We start from the raw sequence: 23,530 nt of genomic DNA, 5'->3' as shown, positions 1-23,530 counted from the left end.
GGAACACACAGGTAGACATGGCCGCGCCGTCACTTCTCGTCATAACCGACCGGCAGAACACGAGCCTGCCCTTCGACGAAATTCTGGTGCAGGTCCTCGACGCGGGCTGCCGCTGGATCATGGTGCGGGAAAAGAATCTTGCGACGGCGGAGCTGTGCCCGCTGATCGAGACGATTCAGGAAGCCGCCGGCTCGTACGGCGCGACGATTTCGATCAACGGCGACTACACGGCGGCATCGATCCGCGGCGTTCGCGCCGTCCACCTGCCGCAGGGGCATCCGGTATCGGCCATTCGCCGGGTGATGGGGGCGCAGACCCTGATCGGCGTTTCCGCGCATTCGGTGGCGGAGGCAATGCAGGCCGTGGCCGAGGGCGCGAATTATGTCACGGCAAGTCCGGTCCACGAAACCCAAAGCAAGCCCGGTTACGGTCCCGCGCTGGAAATTGACGGGCTGTCGGAGATCGTGGCGTCGGTGCGGGCGCCTGTCCTGGCGCTGGGCGGGATTACCGTCGACAACGCGGCGGCGTGTATCCTCGCCGGCGCGGCCGGCGTTGCCGTCATGGGGTCCGTCATGCGGTCGAAAACGCCGGGGCGCGTGGTTTCGGATCTGATTGCCGCGCTTGCAACGCAGGCGCCCTGACCGTTTTCCCTTGCGGTGCGGCCCCGGCGGGCCCGGTCAGGCCGCCCTGGTGCGGCTGCCCTGCGCTTTCGTCTTCATGGCGCGGCTGGGATCGTTTGCCGGTTTCGCTGACAGGACGCCGTCGGCGGAAAAATCCGCAGCCGGGCTCTCGTTCCGAACCCGCTTCCACCAGCGGGTCAGCCCGATCATGAAAGCAGCGAAGATGCCGCATGTCGCCGCGACGGCGACCCATCCCAGGACGCCCGGCATGGCCTGGGCTTCCTGCGTGGCGCCGTGGATAAAGCTGGCTATGCCAAGGGCAAACAATGCGGTGATGGCGACGGAAAAACTGATGGCGTAGTTTTCCTGCTTTGTCCAAAGGGGCGGCCGTGGCCGCTGGAACTCCAGAACGGACCAGCTGAACAGGGCGATGCCCATCGTCGTCAGCAGGGTTCCAATGATAATGGCCATGATATTTGTGTTGCTCCGTATAACAGCGGGTTCGAGTTCGGGTAACGAGGTGCTCACCGGTCCCGCGCGGCTCGCCGCCGCATTGCTGTGCGGATGGCGGGACGTCGCGGTTTGTGCGGTGTCCGTGGTGGTTGGCTCAGGCGGCCTCTTGGCGGCGCGGTTTCGGGCTGGACGGCGCGCCCGCAACCGGATTTCGTCCGCCCGGGTTCGCATCGTTTGCCGGCCCGGATCGGCCGGCCACGAAGACGGTCCGGCCCCGGCCCAAGTCGCGCCACTGCACGATCATCCGGCGCATGGCGAAGACGCCGACGCCGATCACGGCCGCCAATGCCGCGATGACAGGCGCCGACATCGCGTTTGTATCAGCCGCGCCAAGATAGGCCAGGCCGTAAAACGAGGCGGATAACAGTAATGCAACGGTGCTGGCCAGGGCGAGGACCATGGCGGCGGACGGAATTATCGTCCAGCGCGCCGGGACCGGCTGCCGGTATTGCAGGGCGGACCAGGTGAAGAGGGTAACCGCCACCGCGAAAAGCAGTGTCCCAATGACGGCATACATGATGCGGGGAACTCCCGGACAAAAACGTCAGGCGTATTCCAAACGCCAACGTATCAATATACGGCGAAGCTTTCCGGTATTAAATAGGCCGCAAAAAATATTTTTTGCGGCCGGTTTCGTCGCGCGCGTCCCCTTCGCCGGCCCGGCGGATTCGCGCCTTCAATCGGACGCAGTAGTCGCGTCCGATTGAAGGCAGTCCGATTCAATAACGGTTGATCTGCAGTTCGACCAGCGGGAAGCCGCTGGAAACATGCGCCTCGCTGACCGGCGCCGCGGTTTCCAGATAACTGCTGTCGAGCTGGTCGAGGCTGGTGACGCCGAGCAGACCCATCGCCAGCCGCATTTCCTCTTCCAGCAGTTGCAGGACCCGCACCAGCCCGTCCTTGCCGCCGGCGGCGAGGCCGTAGCCCTGCATGCGGCCGATCCCGACGGCATCCGCGCCAAGCGCGATCGCCTTCACGATATCGGTGCCGCGATAGTAGCCGCCATCGACGATGACGGCCGCCTTGCCGGCGACGGCCTTGACGACTTCGGGCAGGACGGTGGTGGAGCCGCGCCCGTGGTCGAGCTGCCGCCCGCCATGATTGGAGACATAGACCCCGTCGACGCCGTGTTCGACGCACAGGGCGGCGTCTTCCGCCGTGCCGATACCCTTCAGGATCAGCGGGACGTCATGCTTGTCCTTGAAGCGCTTGACGTTGTCCCAGGTATAGAGCGCCTGGTACTCCATGCCCGTCGCGCTGACCCGCCAGGGCTTGGCGAAGCGGTTCGCGAGATCGCGCTCGCGGCGGCTGTAATGGGACGAATCGACCGTGATCGCGAAGGCGTAGTAGCCATTGTCGATGGCGCGCTTGACGTGGTCATCCTCGAACGCCGCGTCGCCCCGGACATAGAGCTGGAAGATGCGCTTGTTGTCGGCTGCGGCGGCGGTTTCCTCCAGCCCCGGCGCGCAGCGCGAACTGAGCATGTGGACGATGTCGAATGCCTCCGCCGCCTGGCCCGATGTGGCGCCGCCGCCCGGATGGAAGGATTCCAGCGAACCAATCGGCGCCAGAAGCACCGGTATCCGCATTTTCTGGCCCAGCAGGGATCCGGAAACATCGACATCCAGCACGTTGCGGCAGACCCGCGGCTTGAACGCGATGGTGTCCAGCGCCTGGCGGTTGCGCCGCAGGGTGGTTTCGGTTTCCGTCGCGCCGACAAGGTAGTCCCACTGGTCGCGCGGCAGGTTCTTCTGCGCCCTGGCGACGATTTCGTGCAATGTGTAGAACTCGCTGTCGGCGGCGTTCGGGTCGTCTGTTATATCGCTCACTGATTTGCTCTCCGTGACCTGCTGATTGTAGTTCGGGGCGGCGATCCTAGGCCGGGCGAAGCGGCCCGCACAAGTAGGCGGCGCTGACGACGCTGCCCGACGCGCATTGCTTCGATATCGTGGAGCGGTATTACAGGACGCCGGCGCCGACCCCGCAGGTCCTGGTGCGGCGCCGCGGAAACCGGGACGCATTCCGCCTCCGAACCCGCTGCCGCAGGTTCCGGGGGCTATTGTGCCGGGCGTTGCCGTCTAATCGGCGGCTTCGCTGGCTTCCGGCGCGTCGACGATTTCGGTTTTGAAATTCGCCGGCGAGACGATTTCGAGAACCGCGAAATCCTTCGAGCAGGCAATTTCCCGGTGCGGAATCAGCGGGGTCTGCTGGATGCAGTCGCCTTTTTCGATCCGGTGCACGCCATGGCCGGCATATTCGAATTCCGCCCATCCATCGAGCACGTAGACGAACTGGAAATCACAGATATGGCGGTGCCATTCCTGGACCTCGTCCGACATTTCCTTGCCGTTGGCGCGCACGATATGGGCCACGTAGTCGCCCTTGGTGGCGTCCTTGTAGCCAAGGTCGCGATATTCGAATATCTCCCGCAGACCCGGCGTCCAGGTCGCTTCCGATGCCTTGCTGTGGAAGAAATCCCAGTTTCTCTCTTGCATGACGATTCTCCTCTCCTCGAATCCGGTAGGGAAGCTTAACACCTGTAGCGGGAAAGGGAAGCGGTTCGCGGCGGACGATATTGACGCTCCGTTACCGGCGTGTCAGTAGCTTAAGCGAATCTTGGAGCAGATTCACGCCATAACACGAAAAAAAAGGAAGCCGACCATGATTACCGTTGCACATGAAACCCTGCGCAAACAACTCACCGAAATCTACCGCGCCTGGGGCATGGAGGAGGATCAGATCGCGATCGTCGTAAACAACATGGTCGAAAGCGACCTGCGCGGGATCGATTCGCACGGTGTGGGCATGCTGCCGACCTATGCGGAACGGCGCGGCGCCGGCGCGGTCAATGTAAACCCCGATATCAGGGTGGTCCGCGATTTCGGCGCCATCGCGCTGATCGATGCGGATCACGGGCTGGGGCATGCGCCGGCGACGCGCGGCATGGAATTGGCCTGCGACAAGGCGGAGCAGTTCGGCGTGGGCGCGGTCACGGTGCGCAACGCGAACCATTTCGGCGCGGCGGGCGTGTACTCCACGATGGCCAGCGCGCGCGGCCTGATCGGCATCTGCATGACCGGCACGACCCAGCGCGCCGTGCTGCCGACCTTTGCGAAGGAGCCGCGCTATTCGACCAATCCCATCGCCTTCGCCGCGCCGGCCAAACGCAATGACGATTTCTCGCTCGACATGGCGACCAGCACGATTGCGGTCGGCAAGCTGAATATCGCGCGCCGGGCGGAGAAGGAAATTCCGATCGGCTGGGCGTCGGACGAGAACGGCGTGCCGACGACCGATCCGGTCGCCGCGCTGAATGCCTCGCCGAAGCGGCTGTCGCCGCTGGGCGGCACGCGCGAACTGGGTTCCCACAAGGGCTACGGGCTGGCGATGATGGTCGATATCCTGTCCAGCGTGCTGTCGGGCTCCTTCATCGGCGGCTACAACCTGAAAACCGGCAAGCGCGAAAAATACATCAATGTCGGCCATTTCATGCTGGCCATTAATCCGCGCGCCTTCCGCGAGGACGGCGAATTCGAGGACGAACTGGACGATCTGATCGATATGCTGCATGCAACGCCGCCGCTGGATCCGTCGCAGCCGGTCCTCGTCGCCGGCGACCCGGAGCACAAGTCGCGGATCGAGCGGATGGCGAACGGGATTCCGATGACGGACACGCTGGCGCGCGAAGTGCGCGAGGTGGCGGAAGCCTGCGGCGCGCCCTTCATCCTCGGCAACTGACGCTCGCCTGCGCGGATAAACTGCGCTAACATGTCGCAGCGTTCGCACAGGGAGGATTTGTGCCATGAAAGTGCAGTCACTCGGTCATGTTGTGCTCAGGGTCAGTAATCTGGAACGCGCCGAAGCGTTCTACAGCGGCATTCTCGGCCTGCCGGTCTGCGCCCGCTACCCGGAACGGCAGATGGTGTTTTTCAGTCTCGGCGATCACCATGATTTCGCCATTGCGTCGGTCGGCGAGGATGCGCCGCCGGCGGCCGGGAATACCGCAGGTCTGGCGCATGTCGCGTTCCGGCTCGGTGACGACCTGGAAATCCTGAGGAAAGCCAAGGCGGATCTGGAAGCGGCCGGCGTCACGGTGCAGCGGATCGTCGACCATGAAGTGTCGAAATCGATCTATGTCAACGACCCGGACGGCAACGGCATCGAGGTCTATGTGGACGGCTCCGATATCTGGAAAACCGAGCCGCAGCGGGTCGCGCAGGCGCAGCCGCTGGCGCTCTGAACGTCCGCGCGCCTGTTTCGGGGATCGTCAGGTTTTCAGGGCCTGCGCGACGAGCGCCCTCATGTCATCCGCCAGCGGCAGGGCGAGCGCCGCCTGCTGGCCTTCCGCCGACATCTTGCCCCAGGTCTTGCGCAGGATATCGACAATCTTGGAGTCTTCATGTTTGGCGGCGAAATCCGCCAGGTAATACTGCAGGAAGACATGGCAGATGACGTCCTCCAGCGTCTGGGAATCCGGGTCGCTCTTCGGGCGCTCCTTGCGGATCAGGCTCCTGACGCGCGCGATGGCGTCGTCGCCATAGCCGCAGCGGGCCAGGATTTCGGCGGTCTGGTTCGCGTGCCGGTTTTTAAGCTCCGTACGCCAGCGCAGGTAACCGGTGCGGTCCATCGGGTAGTCGCGGCGGGGCAGTTGCCAGCGCCGCAGATGCTGCGCCCGGGCCGCCAGCCGCAGGGGCTCCGGGGCGTCCGGCGCGAAACGGCCGAGCGCCGCCGTCATGCGTTCCGAGTACACCAGTTCCGCCGGCCGGATCCTGCCGTCGACAGTGACGGTGTTGGGGTCTTCCGCGTTCGCAGCGTCAATCGCGGCTATCGCGGCCGGGAATATTGCCTGTTCGGTATCGGACATCGACAGCGGACCCAGATTTCTCTCGATATTGCGGAAGCGGGATTTTAAAAGATCATAAATCTTCTACCGGCGTATTTAAAGGTTACCGTTTCCGGGGGATGCGGTCCGGGCGGCTACGTACTCAACAGGGATGACCGAAATGGATCAGAGTATCAGCGAAGGTTTCGACGAGGCGATGGCGGTCGTTACTGTCTACGGCCTCGACGTGATTGGCGCGATCGCCATACTGGTGATCGGCTGGATCGCCGCCGGGTGGGTTTCCGGTTCGGTGAGCCGGGCGCTGGGGCGCGTTGCCAGAATGGATGAAACCCTCAGGCGCTTCGCCGTCAGCGCCACCCGCTACCTGGTTCTTGTCGTCACCGTTATCGCCGTGCTGTCGCAGTTCGGGGTGGAAATGGCGAGCCTGCTGATCGTTCTCAGCACGGCCGGACTGGCCATCGGTCTGGCGCTGCAGGGCACGCTCAGCAACGTCGCCGCCGGCGTCATGCTGCTGCTGTTTCGCCCGTTCAAGGTCGGCGACTATGTCCAGGTCGGCGGCCAGGCGGGCACGGTGAAGGAAATCACCCTCTTCGTCACGGAAATGGCGACCCCGGACAATGTGCATATCGTCGTGCCCAACGGGCAGGTCTGGGGTTCGTCGGTGGTCAATTACAGCCACCATACGACGCGCCGGGTCGATATCGCGGTCGGTATCGGCTACGACGACGACATCAACAAGGCGTTCGCCGAGGTGATCGGCCTGATCGAGGCGGACGACCGCGCCATGCCCGAGCCGGCACCGCTCGTTGCGGTGAGCGGGCTTGGCGATAATTCCGTCGACCTGACGGTGCGGGTCTGGTGCAAGGCCGCCGATTACTGGGGCCTGAAATTCGGCCTGACCAAGGCGATCAAGGAACGCTTCGACGAAACAGGCATCAATATTCCCTATCCGCAGCGCACCGTGCACATCGTCAACGCGGCGGCGGACTGATTCTGGCGGGGCAATACCCGCCACAGGGAGGCAGAGGCGATGAACCGATATGATTTTGCCGGCCGGACGATTGTCGTTACCGGCGCCGCCGGCGGCATCGGCGTCGAATGCGCGGCGCTACTCATCGCCGGCGGCGCGCATGTCCATCTGGTCGATCTGCGCGAAGAAGCGCTGGCGGCGGCCGCGGCGGGGCTGGACGGTGGGACAGGGCGGGTCACCACCCATGTTTCGGCGCTGGATGGGCCCGCGGCCTGCGCGGCGGCGTTCGATTCGGCGGGGGAGGCGCCGCACGGCCTGGTCCACCTGGCCGGTCTGTTCGAACCGGACCCGTTCGATCCGGCGAAGCAGGACGTCTGGGACCGGGCGATACAGGTCAATCTGAAAACGGCGTATGATATGGCTGTCGCCTATGACCGCAGGCGGGAAAAGGGCGCAGCGGGACGGATGGTCTTTACCACCTCCATTGCCGCCGGGCGCGGGTCGCCGGATTACACGCCCTACAGCGTGGCGAAGGCGGGACTGCACGGGCTGGTCCGGTCGCTGGCGAAGAAATTTGCTCCGGACGTGAATGTCAATGCGGTCGCGCCGGGCATTATCGTGACCCGGATGACCGAGGGCATCATCCGCGAACGCGGCAATTCGGCCGCCGCGGAGGCGGTGCTGGGACGCTTCGGTCTACCCGGAGAAGTCGCGCACGCCATCGCGTTCCTGTGCAGCGGCGGCGCCAGCTTCATCAACGGCCAGATTATCCAGGTCGATGGCGGGATCGTATTTCGCTGATCCGGCGCGGCCCGCCGCAGGGCGCGGGGACAGGTGCTACCTGCCGTATCCCTTCATGTAGGCGATGACGTTTGCACGATCTTCCGGTTTTTTCAGGCCCGGGAAGGCCATGCGATTGCCCTTGATGAACTGCCTCGGGTTTTCAAGATAGGAATCGAGCGTCGCCTCGTCCCAGGTGAGGCCGGAATTCTTCATCGCAGCGGAATAGTTGAACCCCTTCATGCCGGCGGCCGGGGCCCCGACGATGCCGAACAACGTCGGTCCCACCTTTTTTTTGCCTTCCTCCAGCGCGTGGCAGGCCCTGCATTTCTTGAATACCTTTTCGCCCTCGGCCAGGTCGGCGGCATGGGCGGACAGGGCGCCGAAACCCAGAGCTGCGCCGAAAGCCACCAGCAGGACGTTACGCATGCGAATTCTCCCTCAGCGATAAATTGCTTCAGCCATTTGTCTCGCCTGCTATCTAAGGGGCGCTCCGGAGAGGATCAACCGCAGCGACTTGCGCCATATCGCCGCAACGCGCGCCGCCGGATAACAGTCAATATCCTGACAATACAATATAAATCCGCCTCTATTTTTTTGGATTAAAAGCAAATTCACGTGTTAATCGGAATCACCCGGGTGGTTCCGATTAATCACGATTTGCTTTAAGGACGGCGCTTCAGGCAGTTGCTACAGATCGTGTCGGGTTACAGGACCTTGCCGGGATTCATGATTCCCTTCGGGTCGAAGGCCTGTTTGATGCGCCGCATCTGGTCCTGTTCGATATCCGACTTGTAGCGCGCCAGCTCGTCGCGCTTCAACTGCCCGATACCGTGTTCGGCGCTGAAACTGCCCTCCAGCGCCGTCGCGATGTCGTGAATGCCGACCTCGATATCGTGGGTGCGGGCCAGGAACGCCGCCTTGTCGCCGCCGACCGGCTGCACCAGATTGAAATGGATATTGCCGTCGCCGATATGACCGAACGGCCCGATGCGGACGCCGTCGATGGTGTCCCGGGCGCAGATACGCGCCCGATCCAGGAATTCCGGCACCATGGAAACCGGCACCGAGACGTCGTGGCGGATGACGCCGCCGGCATGGTTCATCGATTCCGGGATGAGTTCGCGCAGTCGCCACAGCGCCGACCGCTGCGCGCCGCTGCTGGCAATGACGGCATCCTGAATTTCGCCGGCCTCGAAGGCGGCGCCAAGCATGGTTTCCATCACCTCCGAGGCGGCCGACATTTCGATCAGCGCGTAATGTCCATGCGCCTCGCCGAAGGGATCCTGCTGATCCGGGTCGCGGTCGAAGACGAGGTCGAGGCAGACCCGGTCCATGTATTCGAATGTGGTGGTGCCGTCGCCGCTGGCCGCCTTGGCGCTGGCCAGCAGGGTGACCGCCGCCGTGGCGTCGCGCAGCGCCACGAAGGCGGTGCTGACTTCGCGGGGGCGCGGGTACAGCTTCATGACGGCGGCGGTGACGATCCCGAGCGTGCCTTCCGCGCCGATGAACAGCTGCTTCAGGTCGTAGCCCGTGTTGTCCTTGCGCAGTTTTCGCAGTCCGTGCCAGATCTGCCCGTCCGGCAGGACGACTTCCAGCCCCAGGGTCAGGTCGCGGGTGTTGCCGTAGCGCAGCACGGCGGTGCCGCCGGCATTGGTCGACAGGTTGCCGCCGATCTGGCAACTGCCTTCCGCCGCGAGGCTGAGCGGGAACAGCCGGTCGACTTCTTCCGCCGCCGCCTGGATATCCGCCAATACGCAACCGGCTTCGACGGTGATCGAATTGTCCAGCGGGTCAATGTCGCGGATCCGGTTCATGCGGGCGAGGGACAGGACGATTTCGCTGCCGTCCGGGTTCGGCGTGGCGCCGCCGCAATAGCCGGTATTACCGCCCTGCGGGACAACGCCGATGGACGCCGCGTCGCAGATTTTCAGGATCGCGGCAACCGCCTGTGTATCGGCAGGGCGCAGCACGAGCGGCGTTTCGCCGTGATACAGCCCGCGGAAATCGTCCAGATAGGCGGCCTTGCCGGCATCGTCCTCGATCCATCCGCCGGGCCCGGCGGCCTGTTTGAGTTTTTCGAGCGTTTCGGTATCGATTTTCGATCTGGTCATGGCGGTCATGGTCAATGCTGAATATTGGGCGAATCCGGCATGCGGAACGGGCAGGCCGATTCATAGGCCCGCGCGGCGCGCAGCACCAGCGCATCCGCATCCCTGGCGCCGATAATCTGCAATCCGGCCGGAAGCCCCTCGCTATTGAAGCCGCAGGGAACCGTCGCCGCAGGCTGCTGGGTCAGGTTGAACGGATAGGTGAACGGGGTCCAGCTGGTCCAGCGCGGCATCCTGCCGGGGTCCGGGGCTTCCTGCCCGGCGGCGAAGGCCGGGATCGGCAGGGTTGGCGTGAGCAGCAGGTCGTATTCGTCATGGAACCGCGACATGGTTTCGCCAAGCCTGTTGCGGGCCGTGACCGCTTCCATATATTCGGTCATGGTGATTTCCGCGCCCTGCGCCGCGATCTCCTGCAGGCCGGGATCGAGCAGATTCCGGTCCGCCGCCGGGAATGTCCCCACCATATAGGCCGCGGCGCTGTACCAGTGGCGGCGGAATGTCTCGGCGGGGTCGTCGAAGCCGGGATCGGTTTCCGTGACATGCGCGCCCAGCGATTCCAGCACCCCGACGGCGGAACGGACCAGCGCGGCGATTTCGGGGTCGACATCGGCGCGGCCCAGCGCGGGGCTGAACGCAATGCGCAACCCGGCCACGCCGTCCTCCAGCCCGACCCGGTAGTCGCGGCCGGTGGCGGGCAGGGCGGTCCAGTCGCGCGCATCCGGGCCGGACAGGACGTTCAGCATCAGCGCCGCGTCGCCGACCGTGCGGGTCATGGGGCCGATATGCGCCAGCGTGCCGAAAACGCTGCCCGGCCAGGCGGGCACGCGCCCGAAACTGGGCTTGAGGCCGAAAATGCCGGTAAAGCCGCCCGGCATGCGGATCGAACCGCCGCCATCGGTGCCGATATGCAGCGCCCCCATTCCCAGCGCCGCCGCCGCCGCCGCGCCGCCGCTGCTGCCGCCGGGGGTGCGGCCGGTATGCCAGGGGTTGCGGGTGACGCCGGTAAGCGGGCTGTCGGTGACGCCTTTCCAGCCGAATTCCGGGGTCGTCGTCTTGCCCAGCAGAACCGCGCCGCTTTCGCGCAGCCGCGCGACGCTGGGCGCATCGTCCTCCCAGGGCTGGTCCGGGTCGATGGTCCTGCTGCCGCGCAGCGTCGACCAGCCTTTGGTCAACACGATATCCTTCACGGAGGTCGGCACGCCATCGACCGGTCCCAGCGGGGCGCCGGCCATCCAGCGCGCCTCGGAGGCCCTTGCGTCCGCCATCGCGCGGTCGCCGTCGACGATCCGGAAGGCGTTGACGACGCCGTTGCATTCCTCGATGCGCGCCAGCGCGGCCCGGGTCGCCTCGACGGGCGACAGTTCGCGGCGCCGGAAGCACCGCAGCAGTTCGGTCGCCGGCAACCGGGCGATCTCAACGGACATTCTGCAAACCTCCTGTAAGGCCGGGATACGCGGTGCGTCGGTACGATCCTAAATCATTCCGGCCAGCAATTCGAACCTGTCGAGAAATTTCTGTTTCGCCTGCGCCGGCGGAACGGGCGAAAGCGTGATGTTATCAATGCCGCGCGGGCTGCCGAATATCTGCTTTGCCTCCGCCGGCGTGAATCCGGCGAGTTGCACGGCTTCCAGCCAGGCCGAGGCGCGGTCCGCCCGCTTGATCAGCTTCTGCGCGCTTTCCGGCGGAATGGGGGCGATGCCGAACCGGATATGGATGGCGCTCTGCAGGCTGTGCTCGAAGCCCTTGTAGTCAAAGCCGACGGCGGCCTTGAAGGGTGAAATCAGGTCGCCGATGACATATTCCGCCGCATCGTGCAGCAGCGCGGCCATGCGCCACGACGGCGAAATATTCTTGCGGAAGCGCCGGGTCAGGCTCTCGACCAGCACCGAATGCTCCGCTACCGAAAAGGCCCATTCGCCGTCGGTCTGCCCGTTCCAGCGCGCGACGCGGGACAGGCCGTGGGCGATATCCTCTATTTCGATGTCGAGCGGCGAAGGCTCCAGCAGGTTCAGCCGCCGTCCGCTCAGCATTCTTTGCCAGGCGCGCATATGTGTTCCTTCCGTTGCCTGCATAGTAGACTGCCGGTAACGGGAGAATAGAGAAAATGCAGTACCGATACGCATTGATTACGGGTGCGACCAGCGGTATCGGCAGGGCGCTTGCCGAAGCCCTGCCGGTCACGACGCACCTGCTGCTCACGGGACGGAACCGCGAAAGACTTGCCGAACTGGCCGGCAGGCTGGCGTCTGACGGCCGGCAGGTCGAAACGGTTGTCGCCGACCTGGCGACGGATGCGGGGCGCGCCGCCGTGATCGACCGCGCCGAAGCGCTGGAGATCGACTTCCTGGTCAACAATGCGGGACTGGGACGATTCGGGGCTATCGCGGACAATCCCATGGTGGCGGAACTGGAAATGGCGGCGGTGAATGTCACCGCGGTGGTCGAACTGACGCGGGCGCTGCTGCCGGGGATGACGGCGCGCGCCCGGCAAACGGGAACCCGCGCCGGTGTCATGATCGTGGCCAGCGTCGTCGCCTTCCAGGCCGTGCCTTACATGACGACCTATGCCGCCAGCAAGGTCTTCGACCTGTTCTACGCCGAGGGGCTGGCGGCGGAACTGCGGGACGAGCCCGTCGATGTGCTGGCGCTGTGTCCGGGCGGGACGCGGACCGAATTCTTTGACCGCGCCGCCATGCCGGACCGGACAATGCCCTATATGCTGAGCGCGGAATCGGTCGCCCGCCAGGCGCTTGCGGCGATGGGCCGGCGGACCGTGCTGGTGACCGATCCGGTACGCCGGGTCACGATCGTGCCGGGCCTGTTGCGCCGCCGCGTGCTGCGCAGCCTCGTCGCCCGGGTGATGCGGCGGCTGGCGCATCGGGCGTGATTGCGCGGCGTGTTCGGGGTCAACCCTTTTCAGCTTCACGATATTTTCAGTTTGCATCGGCAAAATGGGCTATATTGTCGGAACCTCGTTGAAGAACGTCGCCGGGGTTGCGCGAAGAAGGATGGACAACAGCGAGGGCCGCGACGCCGGCATCTAACAATACGATAGATCAGATTCACGTGGCTGCCGGATCGCCGGAGGCGATTCCATCAGCCACGATCTGATCCTGGAAAGGGTTACCCATGATTGAACCGGATGCCGAATATGCGTTTCTGGATCAGGTCGTCGAAACCTTCGGCGCCGCCGCCCGCGACATGATCGCCGAGGCGAAATCGATGAAGGACCTGGATACCGTCTGCTACGGTTCGCTGCTTGCCGGTTGTATCCTGCATTGCGAAAAGCACGGTATCGACGAGGGCCGGGCCGTTGTCCTGCAACTGGTCAACCGGATATTCGACGAACGGCGGGAACGGGAGAAGATGCTGCCTGTGCCGACAGAAGCGACTCTTCACTAGTTCACGGTATTCAGGGTACGGACGCGCAAACAATGGCGAAGTCAGCAAAACGCGGCGGCAAACGGCCGGCAAAGGCCACAATAACGGCCCGGAAGGAGGGTTCGGGCGGGTTCCGATGGAAATACGTGTTCTTTGCGGCCTGCGGCGGGGCGTTGCTGGCGGCCGCCTACGGGTTCTACAGCAGCCAGAACCGCGCCGCGAGCTTCGAGGAACTGGCGCAGTCGGGGCAGGCGGCGCTGTCGCGGGTAGAGGTCGCGCCAAGCGAGGGGCGCGCCCATGTTCCCGTCGGCCAGCCGCTGCAGTATGCGACCGATCCGCCGACCTCGGGAAGCCATTACCCGGTCTGGGTCGATCCCGGGTTCTATGAAAGCGCGCAAAGTCGCGTCAATCTGGTGCATTCGCTCGAACACGGCATGATCGTCATTTACTACGACACGCCAGGCGACACGGTGCTGGACCGGTTGCGCGACTGGGCCGGACTGTTCAATGGCCCGTGGAGCGGCATTGTCGCGGTCCCGCGCGCGGGACTGGGCGAAAAGCTGATCCTGACGGCCTGGCGGCGGACGCTGCGGCTGGACAGATTCGAGGAAAAGTCGGCGGCCGCCTTCATCGATGCCTTCAGGGGGCGCGGGCCGGAGAACCCGGTCCGTTGATTCACCGCGATATTTCAGAAATTTCGCGCGACATGCTGATTCAGCTTGTCTCCGCCACCAGCAAATTTTACCGTTTTCGGAAATAAAAGACCGACAGGTAGATCATGAATGGGGCATGCCATGGATAAAGTGCCGAGACGTCACGTGTTTGGGGCCGCGTGAACAGGGTGGACAGCGCAGGTTCATCGACGAAAACGTCACGACTACGGCGTGTCCTCGCGCGGATTTTCCGCGAACGGGAGCTGTTGCTGCGCTCGAGCGGGCGCGTCCATTTCTTGCGGCTGACGCCGCGCCTGCAAATCGGCATTGCGGCGCTTGTCGCGCTCGTTATCGCCTGGGGCGCCGGCGGGACCATGCTTTCCCTTTATAAACAACAGCTAATCGCCGAACGCGACAGTCGTTTGGTGCAATCTCAGGTCGTGTATGAAGACCTGCTGGACGAAATTGTCATTTATCAGCGCAAGGTCGCCGAGGTCACCGGCAAGCTGCGGCAGAACCAGGAAGACCTCGTCCGCCAGTTTTCATGGGCGGATGAACTGGAGTCGAAGACCTTGTCCGAGGCCGCCGCGACTGCAACGAAAACCGGTCAGATCGCGGCGATTACCGAATCCCGGAGCGTCATGCGGCAACATCTGTCGCAACTGGACACGGACCTCCGGAGCATGACCAGCCTGGACTCCCTGCTGAAGGATTCCCTGCAGTCCATTCGCTCCGACCTGCAGCAGGCCGCCGCCGAGCGCAAGAAAGGGTATCAGGCACGGGCTATTCTGGTCGGCAGGCTGGAACGGTTGCAGAACGCCTTGCGGCAATCCGGGGAAACGGTGGCGGAACTGGAGGCCGACAAGCAGGAAATTGCGCAGGCGCTGGCGGAAGAACGGGACAAACTGCGGCGCGCCCGGGCCGCGCGCGCCGAAATGGCGGAAAGTCTGGCGGTCGCGCGGGGTTCGATCGCGCAAAAGGAACGCGAAAATGCGGACCTGGAAACGCTTGTCGCGGAAACCCGGCAGGAACTGGCGCTGTCGCGCGCGGATTATGACCGGATCTCGGCGGTGCGCGCCGAACTGGATGTGCGTCTGGCGGCGACGAAAGGCGCCATGAAGGCGGAAATGGAGCGCGGCAATCGGCTTGAAGCAAGCATGAAGGACGTCGTCGCCCATCTGGCGCGGGAAACCGGGCTCACGGATGAATACAACAAGGCGCGCGAACCTCTCGCGGCGCGGGCGGCGTATCTTCTGGACCGGTTGAGCATGCTGCACGAAGCGCGGTTAGGGCTGATCGATACCCTGAACGAGCGGACGGCCGGCTCGATCGAGAACGCGGAGCGGATCGTCGGGATGACGGGGCTGAACGTGGATACGATCGTTGCCGGCGTCGAGGAGACGGAGTTGCTGGGAAAGGGCGGACCGTTCATTGCCGCGCTGCCGGACAGCGTCGCGGGCGACGGGTTCGCCGGCAAGGTCACCGGGCTGGACGACAAGCTGAACCGCCTCGGCATGCTGCAGATTGCCCTGCGCGCCATTCCGCTGGTGGCCCCGGTCGACGCCTTTCGGATCGGCAGCGGTTTCGGCAAGCGAAAGGACCCGATTTCCGGCAAGCTGGCGATCCATGACGGGATCGATTTCTCCGCACCGGCGAATACACCGATTTACGCTTCGGCGCCCGGCACCGTGGTCTTTGCCAACTGGAACGGCCGGTACGGCAGAATGGTCGAAATCGACCACGGGTTCGGAATTCGCAGTCGCTACGCGCATTTACGGAAGATTTTTGTAAAAAAAGGTCAGCGGATCGGCCACCGGGAAAAGATCGCGTTGCTGGGTAGCAGCGGCCGCAGCACGGGTCCGCATTTGCATTACGAAATTTTGTACGGCAACATTGCGATGGATCCGATGCGATTTATCAAGGCTGGCAAATATGTTTTCAAGGAATAAGGGAAAATCATCCGATACCTTATTGGAAAATAGGGAAAAGCCGAAAATTCCATCAATCCTCAGCGAAGGCATCCGCATTCACGGCGATATCCGGACGGAAGGGGATATCCAGCTGGATGGCGTCATCGACGGGGATATCGCGACGGCAACGCTGACCGTGGGGGCCGCAGCGGTCGTCAATGGCGGAATTACCGGAGAGACGATCCGGATTTCCGGAACCGTCAACGGCACTATTACCGCCGCGACGGTCGAGCTGACCGCAACGGCCCGCGTGACGGGTGACATCTTCCACGAAAGCCTGTCGGTGGAAGCCGGCGCGCATATCGAGGGCCTGTGCAAGCACACGAGCCCGGAGCAGCCGCGCCGCGATGCGGGTTCCCGGCCCAGCCTTGTCGTGACCGACGACCCGGAAGGGGAAGCGACGGCGTCGTAGACCGGATTCAGCCGGAGTCGCGGGACATCAGGTCCCGGAACCGGCGCAAGGCCTCAATCTGCTCTCCGACGTTGCCGACCCAGGTGCCTGCCGTATAGAGCGTCACATGGGTCGCCCCCAGCGCTTTCCATGCCTGCGCATTTGCCAGCCATGAATCCGGATCGGGGTCCCGCGTGCGGATCCAGCAGTCGATGCCGAAATCCGCCGGATCGCGGCCTTCCTCGTCCAGGAACCCGCGCAGCGTGTCCAGCCTTTCAGCGGAGGTCTCGTCCGGCTCGCCCAGGGAAATCCAGCCCGCGCCATACCTGGCGGCCCGGCGCAGCATGGCATCGACGGAACCGCCGAACCACAGGGGGATGGGCTTCTGTATCGCGGCGGGGTTGAGTCCGACTCCCTTCAGCGTATCCCATTCACCCTCGAACTGCACGATATCGTCGCACCACAGGCGCAGCATCGCCTCGACCTGCTGTTCCTGGCGACGGCCGCGCGTTTTCCAGTTTTCGCCGAGGGCTTCGTACTCGATGGGGTTCCAGCCGACGCCGATACCGAGATCCAGCCGCCCGCCGGACAGCACGTCGACTTCCGCCGCCTGCTTGGCGACCAGCGCCGTCTGCCGCTGCGGCAGGATCAGCACCGACGATTTCAGCCGCACCCGCCGGGTGACGGCGGCCAGGAAGCCCATCGTCACGAAGATTTCGTGGTAGGGGTTGGTCAGGTCGTAGGGTCCCCTGAATTCGGGCCGGCTGGCGCGGTCGACCGCGACCGTGTGGTCCGGCACGTCGATGTAGTCGTAGCCCAGCGCCTCGACCGCCTGGGCCCATTCACGGATCGCCTCGGGATCGTTATTGAAGGCGAGATTGGGAAAGAAGGCGCCGAGGGGCATGGCTTTTCTCCGGGCTGCATAATCGCGGCAAGCCTATAACGCGGCGATGAAGGCGTCGAGCGTATCGGCAATATCTGGTTCGCCGAGGGTCGGTACATGGCCGGCGCCGGCAACCGTGACCTGCCGCAGGCCCGGATGCTCATCCGCCATTCGGGAGAGGGTTTCCGCGCTCAGGATATCGGAGAGGGCGCCGCGTACCGCCAGCAGGGGGACGCTCCCCAGGCTGCGATACAGGGGCCACAGATCGGGCAGGGGCGCGCCGGCGCGCAGCGGGTCGACGATGCGGACGTCCCAGTCGTAATGCAGCATGCCGTCGTCGCCTTCGCGCCAGGTCGCGCGGGCGGCGGCTTCCCACGCCTCGTCGCTATCCAGCGACAGGTTGGGAAACATCACCGCCAGATCCCGCGCCGCGCTGGCCCAGTCCCGGTGCGGCCGGTCGGTCCCGATATATTCGACGATACGAGCCAGTCCCGGGCCGCCGATTTCCGGTCCGACGTCGTTCAGGACGACGCCCGCCAGCACGGTGGGCATGGCCGCGCCCATCGCCATGGCCAGCACCCCGCCGAGCGACGTGCCGATGACCGCAACCCTGCCGATACCGGCGACGGCCAGCAGGTGCCGAATGTCGTTCAGATAGGTCTCGGGCCGGTAATTGCCGCTGTCGGGGTCGTAGTCGGACCGCCCCCTGCCGCGGTAGTCGGGGCAGAGGACAAGGCGGTCCCCGCACAGGCGCTGCGCCACCCTGTGGAAGTCGCGGGAATTGCGCGTCAGGCCGGTCAGGCAGAGCACCGGCATGCCGGCGGCATCCTCCGCGCCATAGGCCCGGTAATACAGCGACAGCCCATCCTGGGACGTAAATCGGTGTTCGCGATAGCCGCTCACGAGGGCTGCGCTCCGTGCGTGCCGGGCAACCGCTCACAGGCATCGAAGGCACAGGCGCAATCCAGCTTTGCGGACATGCAATCTCCTCTCGCGATTCCGGGCGCCGGGCCGGAAAGCGGGTCAGGGAACGCTGACCCTGTTGGAACCGGTCAGCGCCTCGACAATCCTTGCGGGATCGAACTCTTCCTGCAACCGATAATCGTAGATGGGGAGATTTTCCAGAACCCTTTGAACATAATTCCGCGTTTCCGGATACGGAATGGATTCCACCCAGTCCACGGCGGCATGGATCGACCCGTCGCGCGGGTCGCCATATTCGGAAAGCCAGCGGTACACCCGGCTGGGGCCCGCATTATACGATGCGAGCGCCAGCACGATAGAGCCGTCGAATTTTTCGATCAGCTGCGCCAGGTAGGTGCTGCCAAGGGTCAGGTTATGCGCCGGATCGGTCGTCAGCCGCTGGTGCGAATGGCTGACGTTCAACTGCCGCGCCAGGCCCCTGGCGGTGGCCGGCATCAGCTGCATGAGGCCGCGGGCGCCGGCGCTGCTGGTTGCCCCTGTGTCGAACGCGCTTTCCTGGCGGATGACTGCATGGACCAGGGCCGGGTTGGCCGGGATATCGAGCGGCGTGGGCAGCGCGGGGTATCCCGTTTCCGTGAGGACGATACCGTCGCGGATGGCCTGTTTGGCGACCCTGACAGACATGTCCTGGCGGCCGACCGCGATTGCGAATTGGGCTACCAGGGTCCACTCCGACCCGCTTTTCGCATCGACCATCAGCTTTTCCAGAAAGGCTTCGACCAGGTTGTCCTGTTCGAGTTCCGCCAGCATACGGGTCAGCCGCACGATTTCCCGGTTGTGGAAGGCCTGGATATCCTGCTTTTTCGATTCCGGCTCCCAGACGGGCGCGGGCCGCGTGACGAGACGGCTCAGCGCCAGCTGCCCGTAATAGGTGGTGAAATGGGTGGCGGCCGCGCCGTACCATTGCTGCGCCGCCGCCCGTGCATGGATGCCGGTTGCCTCGGCGGCCCGACCGGCCCAGTAGGCGCCGCGCGCCCGGCTGATCGGATAGCGGACATTCTCATACAGGGTCGTGAAATGCTTCAGGGCGATTTCGCTGTCGTTCAGGAAACGAAGGGCGATCCACCCCGCCAGCCATTCGGCTTCGGCGAGGGCGGCCCCGTCAATCGGTCCGTGGTCGCGCGCCAGGCGATAGGCGAGGGTGATGTCGCCGTTGTTAAGCGCCTCGCGCGCCAGGTAAACCCGTTCCCCCCACCACAGGTTCGGCCGGCCGACCTCGGCGCTCGGGTTTCCCAGCAGTTCAATGGCGCTTTCGGTCAGATTCTTCAGTCGCCGCCAGCGCAGTCTCTCAAAGACGAGGCCGGGATCGTTGCGCAGCGCGTCCGGGATGCGCGCGATGGCGCTATCCACTCCGCCCTTGCGCTGCATCAACATGAGCCGGGCTTCGGCAAGGTTCCGGTAGCCTTCGCTGACATGGCGCATCTGCCGCTGCGCGGCGCTCACCTGCCGGTCCCAGATCAGGCGGTCCAGGCGCGCGATATGGTCGTCATGGCGCAGAATATCCGAAAAATCCGATCGGAAGCCTCTTTCCTCCAGCGGCGTCATGTTCAGCGATATCCAGGCGTCCCGGACGAAGGAAGCCGCCTTTTCGGACTGTCCGGTCGCGATCAGGGCGCGGGCGTAGCGGGCGGACCCGGGCGCCGTAATGGGCGGGAACCGCGTGAACCAGCCGAGAATCGCGTCGCGGGGATCCGTGTCCGCCATTGCTTCTTCGGCCCGGCGGCGCAGGCGGTAGATATGGGGCCAGTCGGGATTTGCGGCAACGAAGGCGGCGATTTCCGCGAACCCGACGCCTGATTCCGCCTCCTTGAAATAAAGCCAGTTCAGCGCCTTGCCGGGCAGTTTTTCCCGGGCTTTCGCGGCATGCCGGATGGCGGAAACCCAGTCGCCCCTGGCCGCGTCACGAAACGCGTCCCGGTAGGCGGCGCGATCCGCGGGGCCCAGTTCGCTCGCGGGCAAAAGGGTCCCTGACATGGCGAGGATGCCCGCCACAGCCACGATCAAACCCAGGGACTTGTGTTTCATGCAAAAAAATCGCATTTCATTGCCGGTAGTTTACACGATACACTGTACGCCAACAATCAAACGGCGTGCCCGGGCACAAATTTACCGATTGCCTTTGCGCCAATCGTTACCCTCAGGGAGGCGGCCGCCGAGGTGGCCAAGGAGACAACATTATGTTTAACGGATCGTTAGTGGCGTTGATTACACCCTTCAGGAACGGGTCTGTCGACGAAGACGCTTATCAGGCATTTATCGACTGGCAGATCGCCGAGGGGACCCACGGGCTGGTGCCGACCGGCACAACCGGTGAATCGCCGACGCTGAGCCATGACGAGCACAAACGCGTCGTCGAATTGTGTATCGAGGTCGCGAAAGGGCGCGTCCCCGTCATCGCCGGCACGGGGTCGAACTCGACCGCCGAGGCGATCGAACTGACACAGCACGCCAAAGACGCGGGCGCAGATGCCGCCCTGGTGGTGACGCCGTATTACAACAAGCCGACCCAGGAAGGCCTATACCTGCATTACAGCATGATCGCCGAAGCGGTCGACCTGCCGATCATCATCTACAATATTCCCGGGCGTTCGATTGTCGACATGTCGGTGGCGACCATGGCGCGGCTGGCGAAACTGCCGAATATCGTCGGCGTGAAGGACGCCACGAACGATCTGGCGCGGCCGCTGGCCTCGCGTCTCGCGATCGAGGGAAAGTTCTGCCAGCTTTCGGGCGAGGATGCCACGATCGGGGCCTTCCTGGGCCAGGGCGGGGACGGCTGCATCTCGGTGACGGCCAATATCGCCCCGGGCATGTGCTCGAAACTGCATGTCGCGTGGCAGAAGCGGGATCTGGAAACCTTCGCGACGATGCGCGACCGGCTGATGCCGCTGCACAGCGCCATGTTCTGCGAAACCAGCCCGGGTCCGGTGAAATACGCGGCGCACCTGATGGGCAAGTGCGCGCCGGACTGCCGTCCGCCGCTGGCGCCCATCGCCGAAAGCAGCAAGGAAACGGTCCGCAGCACCCTGGTGGCGAGCGGGCTGATCAACTGACGCCATGGCGCAACAACCGTCTACCAACCGGGCGGTCGCACAGAACCGGCGCGCGCAATACGACTACTTCATCGACGAAAAGATCGAAGCGGGCATCATGCTTGTGGGGACGGAGGTAAAGGCGTTGCGGGAGGGCAAGGCCAGCCTGTCGGAATCATGGGCCGGCCCCCGCGACGGCGAATTGTGGCTGCACAACTGTTATATTCCGGAATACGGCAACAGCGGGCATTTCAATCATGTGCCGACCCGGCCCCGCAAGCTGCTGCTGCATCGCAAGCAGGTCGACAAGCTGATGGGGGCGGCCAAGCGGCAGGGCGTGACCATCGTCCCCATGTCGATCTATTTCAACGATCGGGGCATCGCCAAGGTGATGCTGGGTCTGGCGCGCGGCAAGCGGCAGGTCGACAAGCGGCAGACGACGAAAGACCGCGAGTGGGACCGCCAGAAGGCGCGCGTCCTGCGCGACCGCGGCTAGCGATCTCGCGGAAAACGTCGTGAAACATGGCTTCCGTGAGCCGCCCCGTATTCGTGTTGTAACGCGAGCAGTGATAGCTGTTCGCCAGAACCGGGCCGCCGGGCGGCAGGTGGAACGCGCCATGCCCGAATTTCCAGTCGGCGATGCGCAGGCCCAGCGCGCGGATGATCGAGGCATGGGCGACGGTGCCCAGCGCCAGAACGATCCGAAGCCGCGGCATGCCCGCGATTTCAGTGGCCAGAAAGGGGCGGCAGGCCGATATTTCGGCGCCTATCGGCTTGTTCTGCGGCGGCACGCATCGCACCGCGTTGGTGATCCGGCAATCGACCAGGGCCACCCCGTCTTCCGCGGTCTCCCCGTAGGCGCCCGCCGCGAAGCCGAATTTCAGCAGGGTCGGGTAGAGAAGCTGGCCCGCGTAGTCGCCGGTAAACGGCCGGCCGGTCCGGTTCGCGCCGCGCAGGCCCGGCGCCAGTCCGACGATCAGCAGCGAAGCGTCCGCCGGGCCGAAACTCGATACGGGCGCATTGTGCCAGTCGGGCCAGGCAACCCGGTTTTCCGCGCGAAATGCCGCCAGACGCGGGCATTTCGGACAATCCAGGCCGGGCAGGGCAACGGGCACGTCAGGGCCGCTATTCAGGCCGGGGTAACGATGGGTTCGTCGAACTCGTCCTCGTATTCGTCATCATCGGGCAGATAGCCGCCATCGTCGTCATCGTCGGGGACGGCGTTGTCACGGCGGGATTTTCGGCCGATTTCATCCGCGAGATCCATCAGTTCCACGAACTGGTCCGCCTGGCGGCGCAGTTCGTCAGCGGCCATCGGCGGCGACGAGCGTACCGTGCTGACAACCGTTACCCGGACCCCCTTGCGCTGCACGGCCTCGACGAGGCGCCGGAAATCGCCATCGCCCGAAAACAGGACGATATGGTCAAGCTGGTCGGACATCTCCATCACGTCGATGGCCAGTTCGATATCCATATTCCCCTTGATCTTGCGCCGGCCGTAGCTGTCGGTGAATTCCTTGGTCGGCTTCGTGATCATGGTGTAGCCGTTGTAGTCCAGCCAGTCGACCAGCGGCCGGATCGGCGAATACTCCTGATCCTCGATCAGTGCCGTATAATAAAGGGCGCGGATCAGGCGCCCTTTCTTGCTGAAGACTTCCAGCAGCCGTTTGTAGTCGATATCAAAACCCAGTGCCCGTGCCGCGGCATACAGGTTCGCGCCATCGATAAAAAGAGCGACTTTTTCGTCGTTATAAATTCTTATAGTCATTCATTTTTTACCTTGTGGAATAAACTCGAATATGTGAATTGCTCGCGGCAACAACCGGCATAATGGCCGCGCCGCAAGGATCTAAACTTAATCTATCTATGCTGAAATACGCGATTCGGCAAGGGCGCGCCTGTAAAGTTTGCCGTCGTCACCATGAAGATATTGACAATCGGCTGCGGCAGGCAAAGCTATTGTGTTGCAGACTGGACATGCCTATAGTCCGCGCCCGCTCTGAAGACTGACGTTGGAGAATTTTCCCCATGGCTCGTGTAACCGTTGAAGATTGTGTTCTTAAGGTTCCGAACAGGTTCGAACTGGTGGTGCTTGCCGCGCAGCGCAGCCGGGGCATTTCCGCCGGCGCACCGATTTCCGTTGAGCGGGACAACGACAAGAATCCGGTCATCGCCCTGCGCGAAATCGCGGAAGAGTCCATCGATATCGAGGAACTGGAAAACTCGGTGATCCGCGGGATGCAAAAGCACGTGGAAATCGACGAGCCGGAAGACGAGGATCCGGTCGAACTCATGGCGGGCGCCGCCATGGCGGAAGCCGGCGAAATGGCCGCGCCGGCAGCGATAAAATATGAAGATGACGATACAGACGATTGACCGGTCCGCGGCGGATATCCTGA

The 23,530-nt window shown here is 63.9% G+C and carries 26 protein-coding genes and 1 pseudogene; 13 read left to right on the top strand and 14 right to left on the bottom strand.

Annotation, left to right across the window (positions count from 1 at the left end; genetic code table 11):
- Positions 1 to 17: 17 nt before the first annotated feature.
- Entirely contained in the window at positions 18 to 641 is a 624-nt protein-coding gene (locus WD767_11065) for a thiamine phosphate synthase (GenBank protein ID MEX2616627.1), read from the top strand.
- A gap of 36 nt (positions 642 to 677) precedes the next feature.
- On the opposite strand, the gene WD767_11060 is transcribed toward WD767_11065, so the two are convergent.
- The 4 genes from WD767_11060 to WD767_11045 form a co-directional block, all read right to left on the bottom strand.
- On the bottom strand, positions 678 to 1,091 hold the full coding sequence (locus tag WD767_11060; GenBank protein ID MEX2616626.1) for a hypothetical protein: 414 nt from the start codon (positions 1,089 to 1,091) through the stop codon (positions 678 to 680).
- 136 nt (positions 1,092 to 1,227) lie between these two features.
- Positions 1,228 to 1,650 (bottom strand): hypothetical protein, encoded by a 423-nt coding sequence (locus WD767_11055; GenBank protein MEX2616625.1) that lies wholly within the window; start codon positions 1,648 to 1,650, stop codon positions 1,228 to 1,230.
- A gap of 202 nt (positions 1,651 to 1,852) precedes the next feature.
- The gene (locus tag WD767_11050; protein MEX2616624.1) at positions 1,853 to 2,962 is read right to left on the bottom strand and encodes an alpha-hydroxy acid oxidase; all 1,110 of its coding nucleotides are present in this window, start codon (positions 2,960 to 2,962) and stop codon (positions 1,853 to 1,855) included.
- Between the two features lie 249 nt (positions 2,963 to 3,211).
- Complete coding sequence (locus WD767_11045) at positions 3,212 to 3,628, bottom strand: cupin domain-containing protein (GenBank protein MEX2616623.1); 417 nt, start codon at positions 3,626 to 3,628, stop codon at positions 3,212 to 3,214.
- A 166-nt stretch (positions 3,629 to 3,794) separates the two neighbouring features.
- On the opposite strand from WD767_11045, the gene WD767_11040 reads away from it, so the two are divergent.
- Together WD767_11040 and WD767_11035 are read left to right on the top strand one after the other, a co-directional pair.
- Positions 3,795 to 4,871 carry an Ldh family oxidoreductase gene (locus WD767_11040; GenBank protein ID MEX2616622.1) on the top strand — a complete coding sequence of 359 codons (1,077 nt, stop codon included), beginning with the start codon at positions 3,795 to 3,797 and terminating at the stop codon, positions 4,869 to 4,871.
- 64 nt (positions 4,872 to 4,935) lie between these two features.
- Positions 4,936 to 5,373, top strand: a complete 438-nt coding sequence (locus tag WD767_11035; GenBank protein ID MEX2616621.1) for a VOC family protein — start codon at positions 4,936 to 4,938, stop codon at positions 5,371 to 5,373.
- A 27-nt stretch (positions 5,374 to 5,400) separates the two neighbouring features.
- Here the strand turns inward: WD767_11035 and WD767_11030 are convergent, their stop codons facing one another.
- Positions 5,401 to 5,997, bottom strand: coding sequence for a DUF4202 domain-containing protein (locus WD767_11030; protein MEX2616620.1), 597 nt, complete (start codon positions 5,995 to 5,997; stop codon positions 5,401 to 5,403).
- Positions 5,998 to 6,136: 139 nt separating this feature from the next.
- On the opposite strand from WD767_11030, the gene WD767_11025 reads away from it, so the two are divergent.
- Positions 6,137 to 6,967, top strand: a complete 831-nt coding sequence (locus WD767_11025) for a mechanosensitive ion channel domain-containing protein (GenBank protein ID MEX2616619.1) — start codon at positions 6,137 to 6,139, stop codon at positions 6,965 to 6,967.
- Positions 6,968 to 7,006: 39 nt separating this feature from the next.
- Positions 7,007 to 7,747 (top strand): SDR family oxidoreductase, encoded by a 741-nt coding sequence (locus WD767_11020; protein ID MEX2616618.1) that lies wholly within the window; start codon positions 7,007 to 7,009, stop codon positions 7,745 to 7,747.
- Positions 7,748 to 7,783: 36 nt separating this feature from the next.
- On the opposite strand, the gene WD767_11015 is transcribed toward WD767_11020, so the two are convergent.
- From WD767_11015 to WD767_11000, 4 genes are all read right to left on the bottom strand, one after another.
- Entirely contained in the window at positions 7,784 to 8,155 is a 372-nt protein-coding gene (locus WD767_11015; GenBank protein MEX2616617.1) for a cytochrome c family protein, read from the bottom strand.
- Positions 8,156 to 8,433: 278 nt separating this feature from the next.
- Complete coding sequence (locus WD767_11010) at positions 8,434 to 9,840, bottom strand: FAD-binding oxidoreductase (protein MEX2616616.1); 1,407 nt, start codon at positions 9,838 to 9,840, stop codon at positions 8,434 to 8,436.
- A gap of 11 nt (positions 9,841 to 9,851) precedes the next feature.
- A complete protein-coding gene (locus WD767_11005) occupies positions 9,852 to 11,261 on the bottom strand; it encodes an amidase (protein MEX2616615.1) in 1,410 nt (469 codons plus the stop codon).
- A gap of 48 nt (positions 11,262 to 11,309) precedes the next feature.
- Entirely contained in the window at positions 11,310 to 11,885 is a 576-nt protein-coding gene (locus WD767_11000) for an HD domain-containing protein (GenBank protein ID MEX2616614.1), read from the bottom strand.
- Positions 11,886 to 11,941: 56 nt separating this feature from the next.
- On the opposite strand from WD767_11000, the gene WD767_10995 reads away from it, so the two are divergent.
- From WD767_10995 to WD767_10975, 5 genes are all read left to right on the top strand, one after another.
- Complete coding sequence (locus WD767_10995) at positions 11,942 to 12,724, top strand: SDR family NAD(P)-dependent oxidoreductase (protein ID MEX2616613.1); 783 nt, start codon at positions 11,942 to 11,944, stop codon at positions 12,722 to 12,724.
- Between the two features lie 242 nt (positions 12,725 to 12,966).
- Positions 12,967 to 13,239 carry a hypothetical protein gene (locus WD767_10990; protein ID MEX2616612.1) on the top strand — a complete coding sequence of 91 codons (273 nt, stop codon included), beginning with the start codon at positions 12,967 to 12,969 and terminating at the stop codon, positions 13,237 to 13,239.
- 32 nt (positions 13,240 to 13,271) lie between these two features.
- Entirely contained in the window at positions 13,272 to 13,892 is a 621-nt protein-coding gene (locus WD767_10985) for a DUF3105 domain-containing protein (protein ID MEX2616611.1), read from the top strand.
- 245 nt (positions 13,893 to 14,137) lie between these two features.
- Positions 14,138 to 15,820 (top strand): peptidoglycan DD-metalloendopeptidase family protein, encoded by a 1,683-nt coding sequence (locus tag WD767_10980; protein MEX2616610.1) that lies wholly within the window; start codon positions 14,138 to 14,140, stop codon positions 15,818 to 15,820.
- 22 nt (positions 15,821 to 15,842) lie between these two features.
- A complete protein-coding gene (locus tag WD767_10975; protein MEX2616609.1) occupies positions 15,843 to 16,253 on the top strand; it encodes a polymer-forming cytoskeletal protein in 411 nt (136 codons plus the stop codon).
- A gap of 7 nt (positions 16,254 to 16,260) precedes the next feature.
- On the opposite strand, the gene WD767_10970 is transcribed toward WD767_10975, so the two are convergent.
- The 3 genes from WD767_10970 to WD767_10960 all read right to left on the bottom strand — a co-directional run bounded on the left by WD767_10970 (position 16,261) and on the right by WD767_10960 (position 20,124).
- Complete coding sequence (locus WD767_10970; GenBank protein ID MEX2616608.1) at positions 16,261 to 17,136, bottom strand: LLM class F420-dependent oxidoreductase; 876 nt, start codon at positions 17,134 to 17,136, stop codon at positions 16,261 to 16,263.
- Positions 17,137 to 17,169: 33 nt separating this feature from the next.
- A complete protein-coding gene (locus WD767_10965; GenBank protein MEX2616607.1) occupies positions 17,170 to 18,018 on the bottom strand; it encodes an alpha/beta hydrolase in 849 nt (282 codons plus the stop codon).
- A gap of 120 nt (positions 18,019 to 18,138) precedes the next feature.
- The gene (locus tag WD767_10960) at positions 18,139 to 20,124 is read right to left on the bottom strand and encodes a lytic transglycosylase domain-containing protein (GenBank protein ID MEX2616606.1); all 1,986 of its coding nucleotides are present in this window, start codon (positions 20,122 to 20,124) and stop codon (positions 18,139 to 18,141) included.
- Between the two features lie 152 nt (positions 20,125 to 20,276).
- Here WD767_10960 and dapA point away from each other — a divergent pair, with 152 nt between their 5' ends.
- Together dapA and smpB are read left to right on the top strand one after the other, a co-directional pair.
- Positions 20,277 to 21,152, top strand: coding sequence for a 4-hydroxy-tetrahydrodipicolinate synthase (gene dapA, locus WD767_10955; GenBank protein MEX2616605.1), 876 nt, complete (start codon positions 20,277 to 20,279; stop codon positions 21,150 to 21,152).
- Positions 21,153 to 21,156: 4 nt separating this feature from the next.
- The gene (gene smpB, locus WD767_10950; GenBank protein ID MEX2616604.1) at positions 21,157 to 21,627 is read left to right on the top strand and encodes an SsrA-binding protein SmpB; all 471 of its coding nucleotides are present in this window, start codon (positions 21,157 to 21,159) and stop codon (positions 21,625 to 21,627) included.
- Positions 21,628 to 21,640: 13 nt separating this feature from the next.
- Here smpB and WD767_10945 read toward each other — a convergent pair.
- Positions 21,641 to 22,246, bottom strand: a pseudogene (locus tag WD767_10945) (uracil-DNA glycosylase).
- Between the two features lie 14 nt (positions 22,247 to 22,260).
- Positions 22,261 to 22,899, bottom strand: a complete 639-nt coding sequence (locus tag WD767_10940) for an NYN domain-containing protein (protein MEX2616603.1) — start codon at positions 22,897 to 22,899, stop codon at positions 22,261 to 22,263.
- 260 nt (positions 22,900 to 23,159) lie between these two features.
- On the opposite strand from WD767_10940, the gene rpoZ reads away from it, so the two are divergent.
- Positions 23,160 to 23,507 (top strand): DNA-directed RNA polymerase subunit omega, encoded by a 348-nt coding sequence (gene rpoZ / locus WD767_10935; protein MEX2616602.1) that lies wholly within the window; start codon positions 23,160 to 23,162, stop codon positions 23,505 to 23,507.
- Positions 23,508 to 23,530: the final 23 nt, after the last annotated feature.

It is taken from the genome of Alphaproteobacteria bacterium (genome assembly GCA_040905865.1).
Classification (GTDB): Bacteria; Pseudomonadota; Alphaproteobacteria; order UBA8366.
Note: the sequence above shows the minus strand (reverse complement) of the source record. Positions and strands in the feature narration are given on the sequence as shown.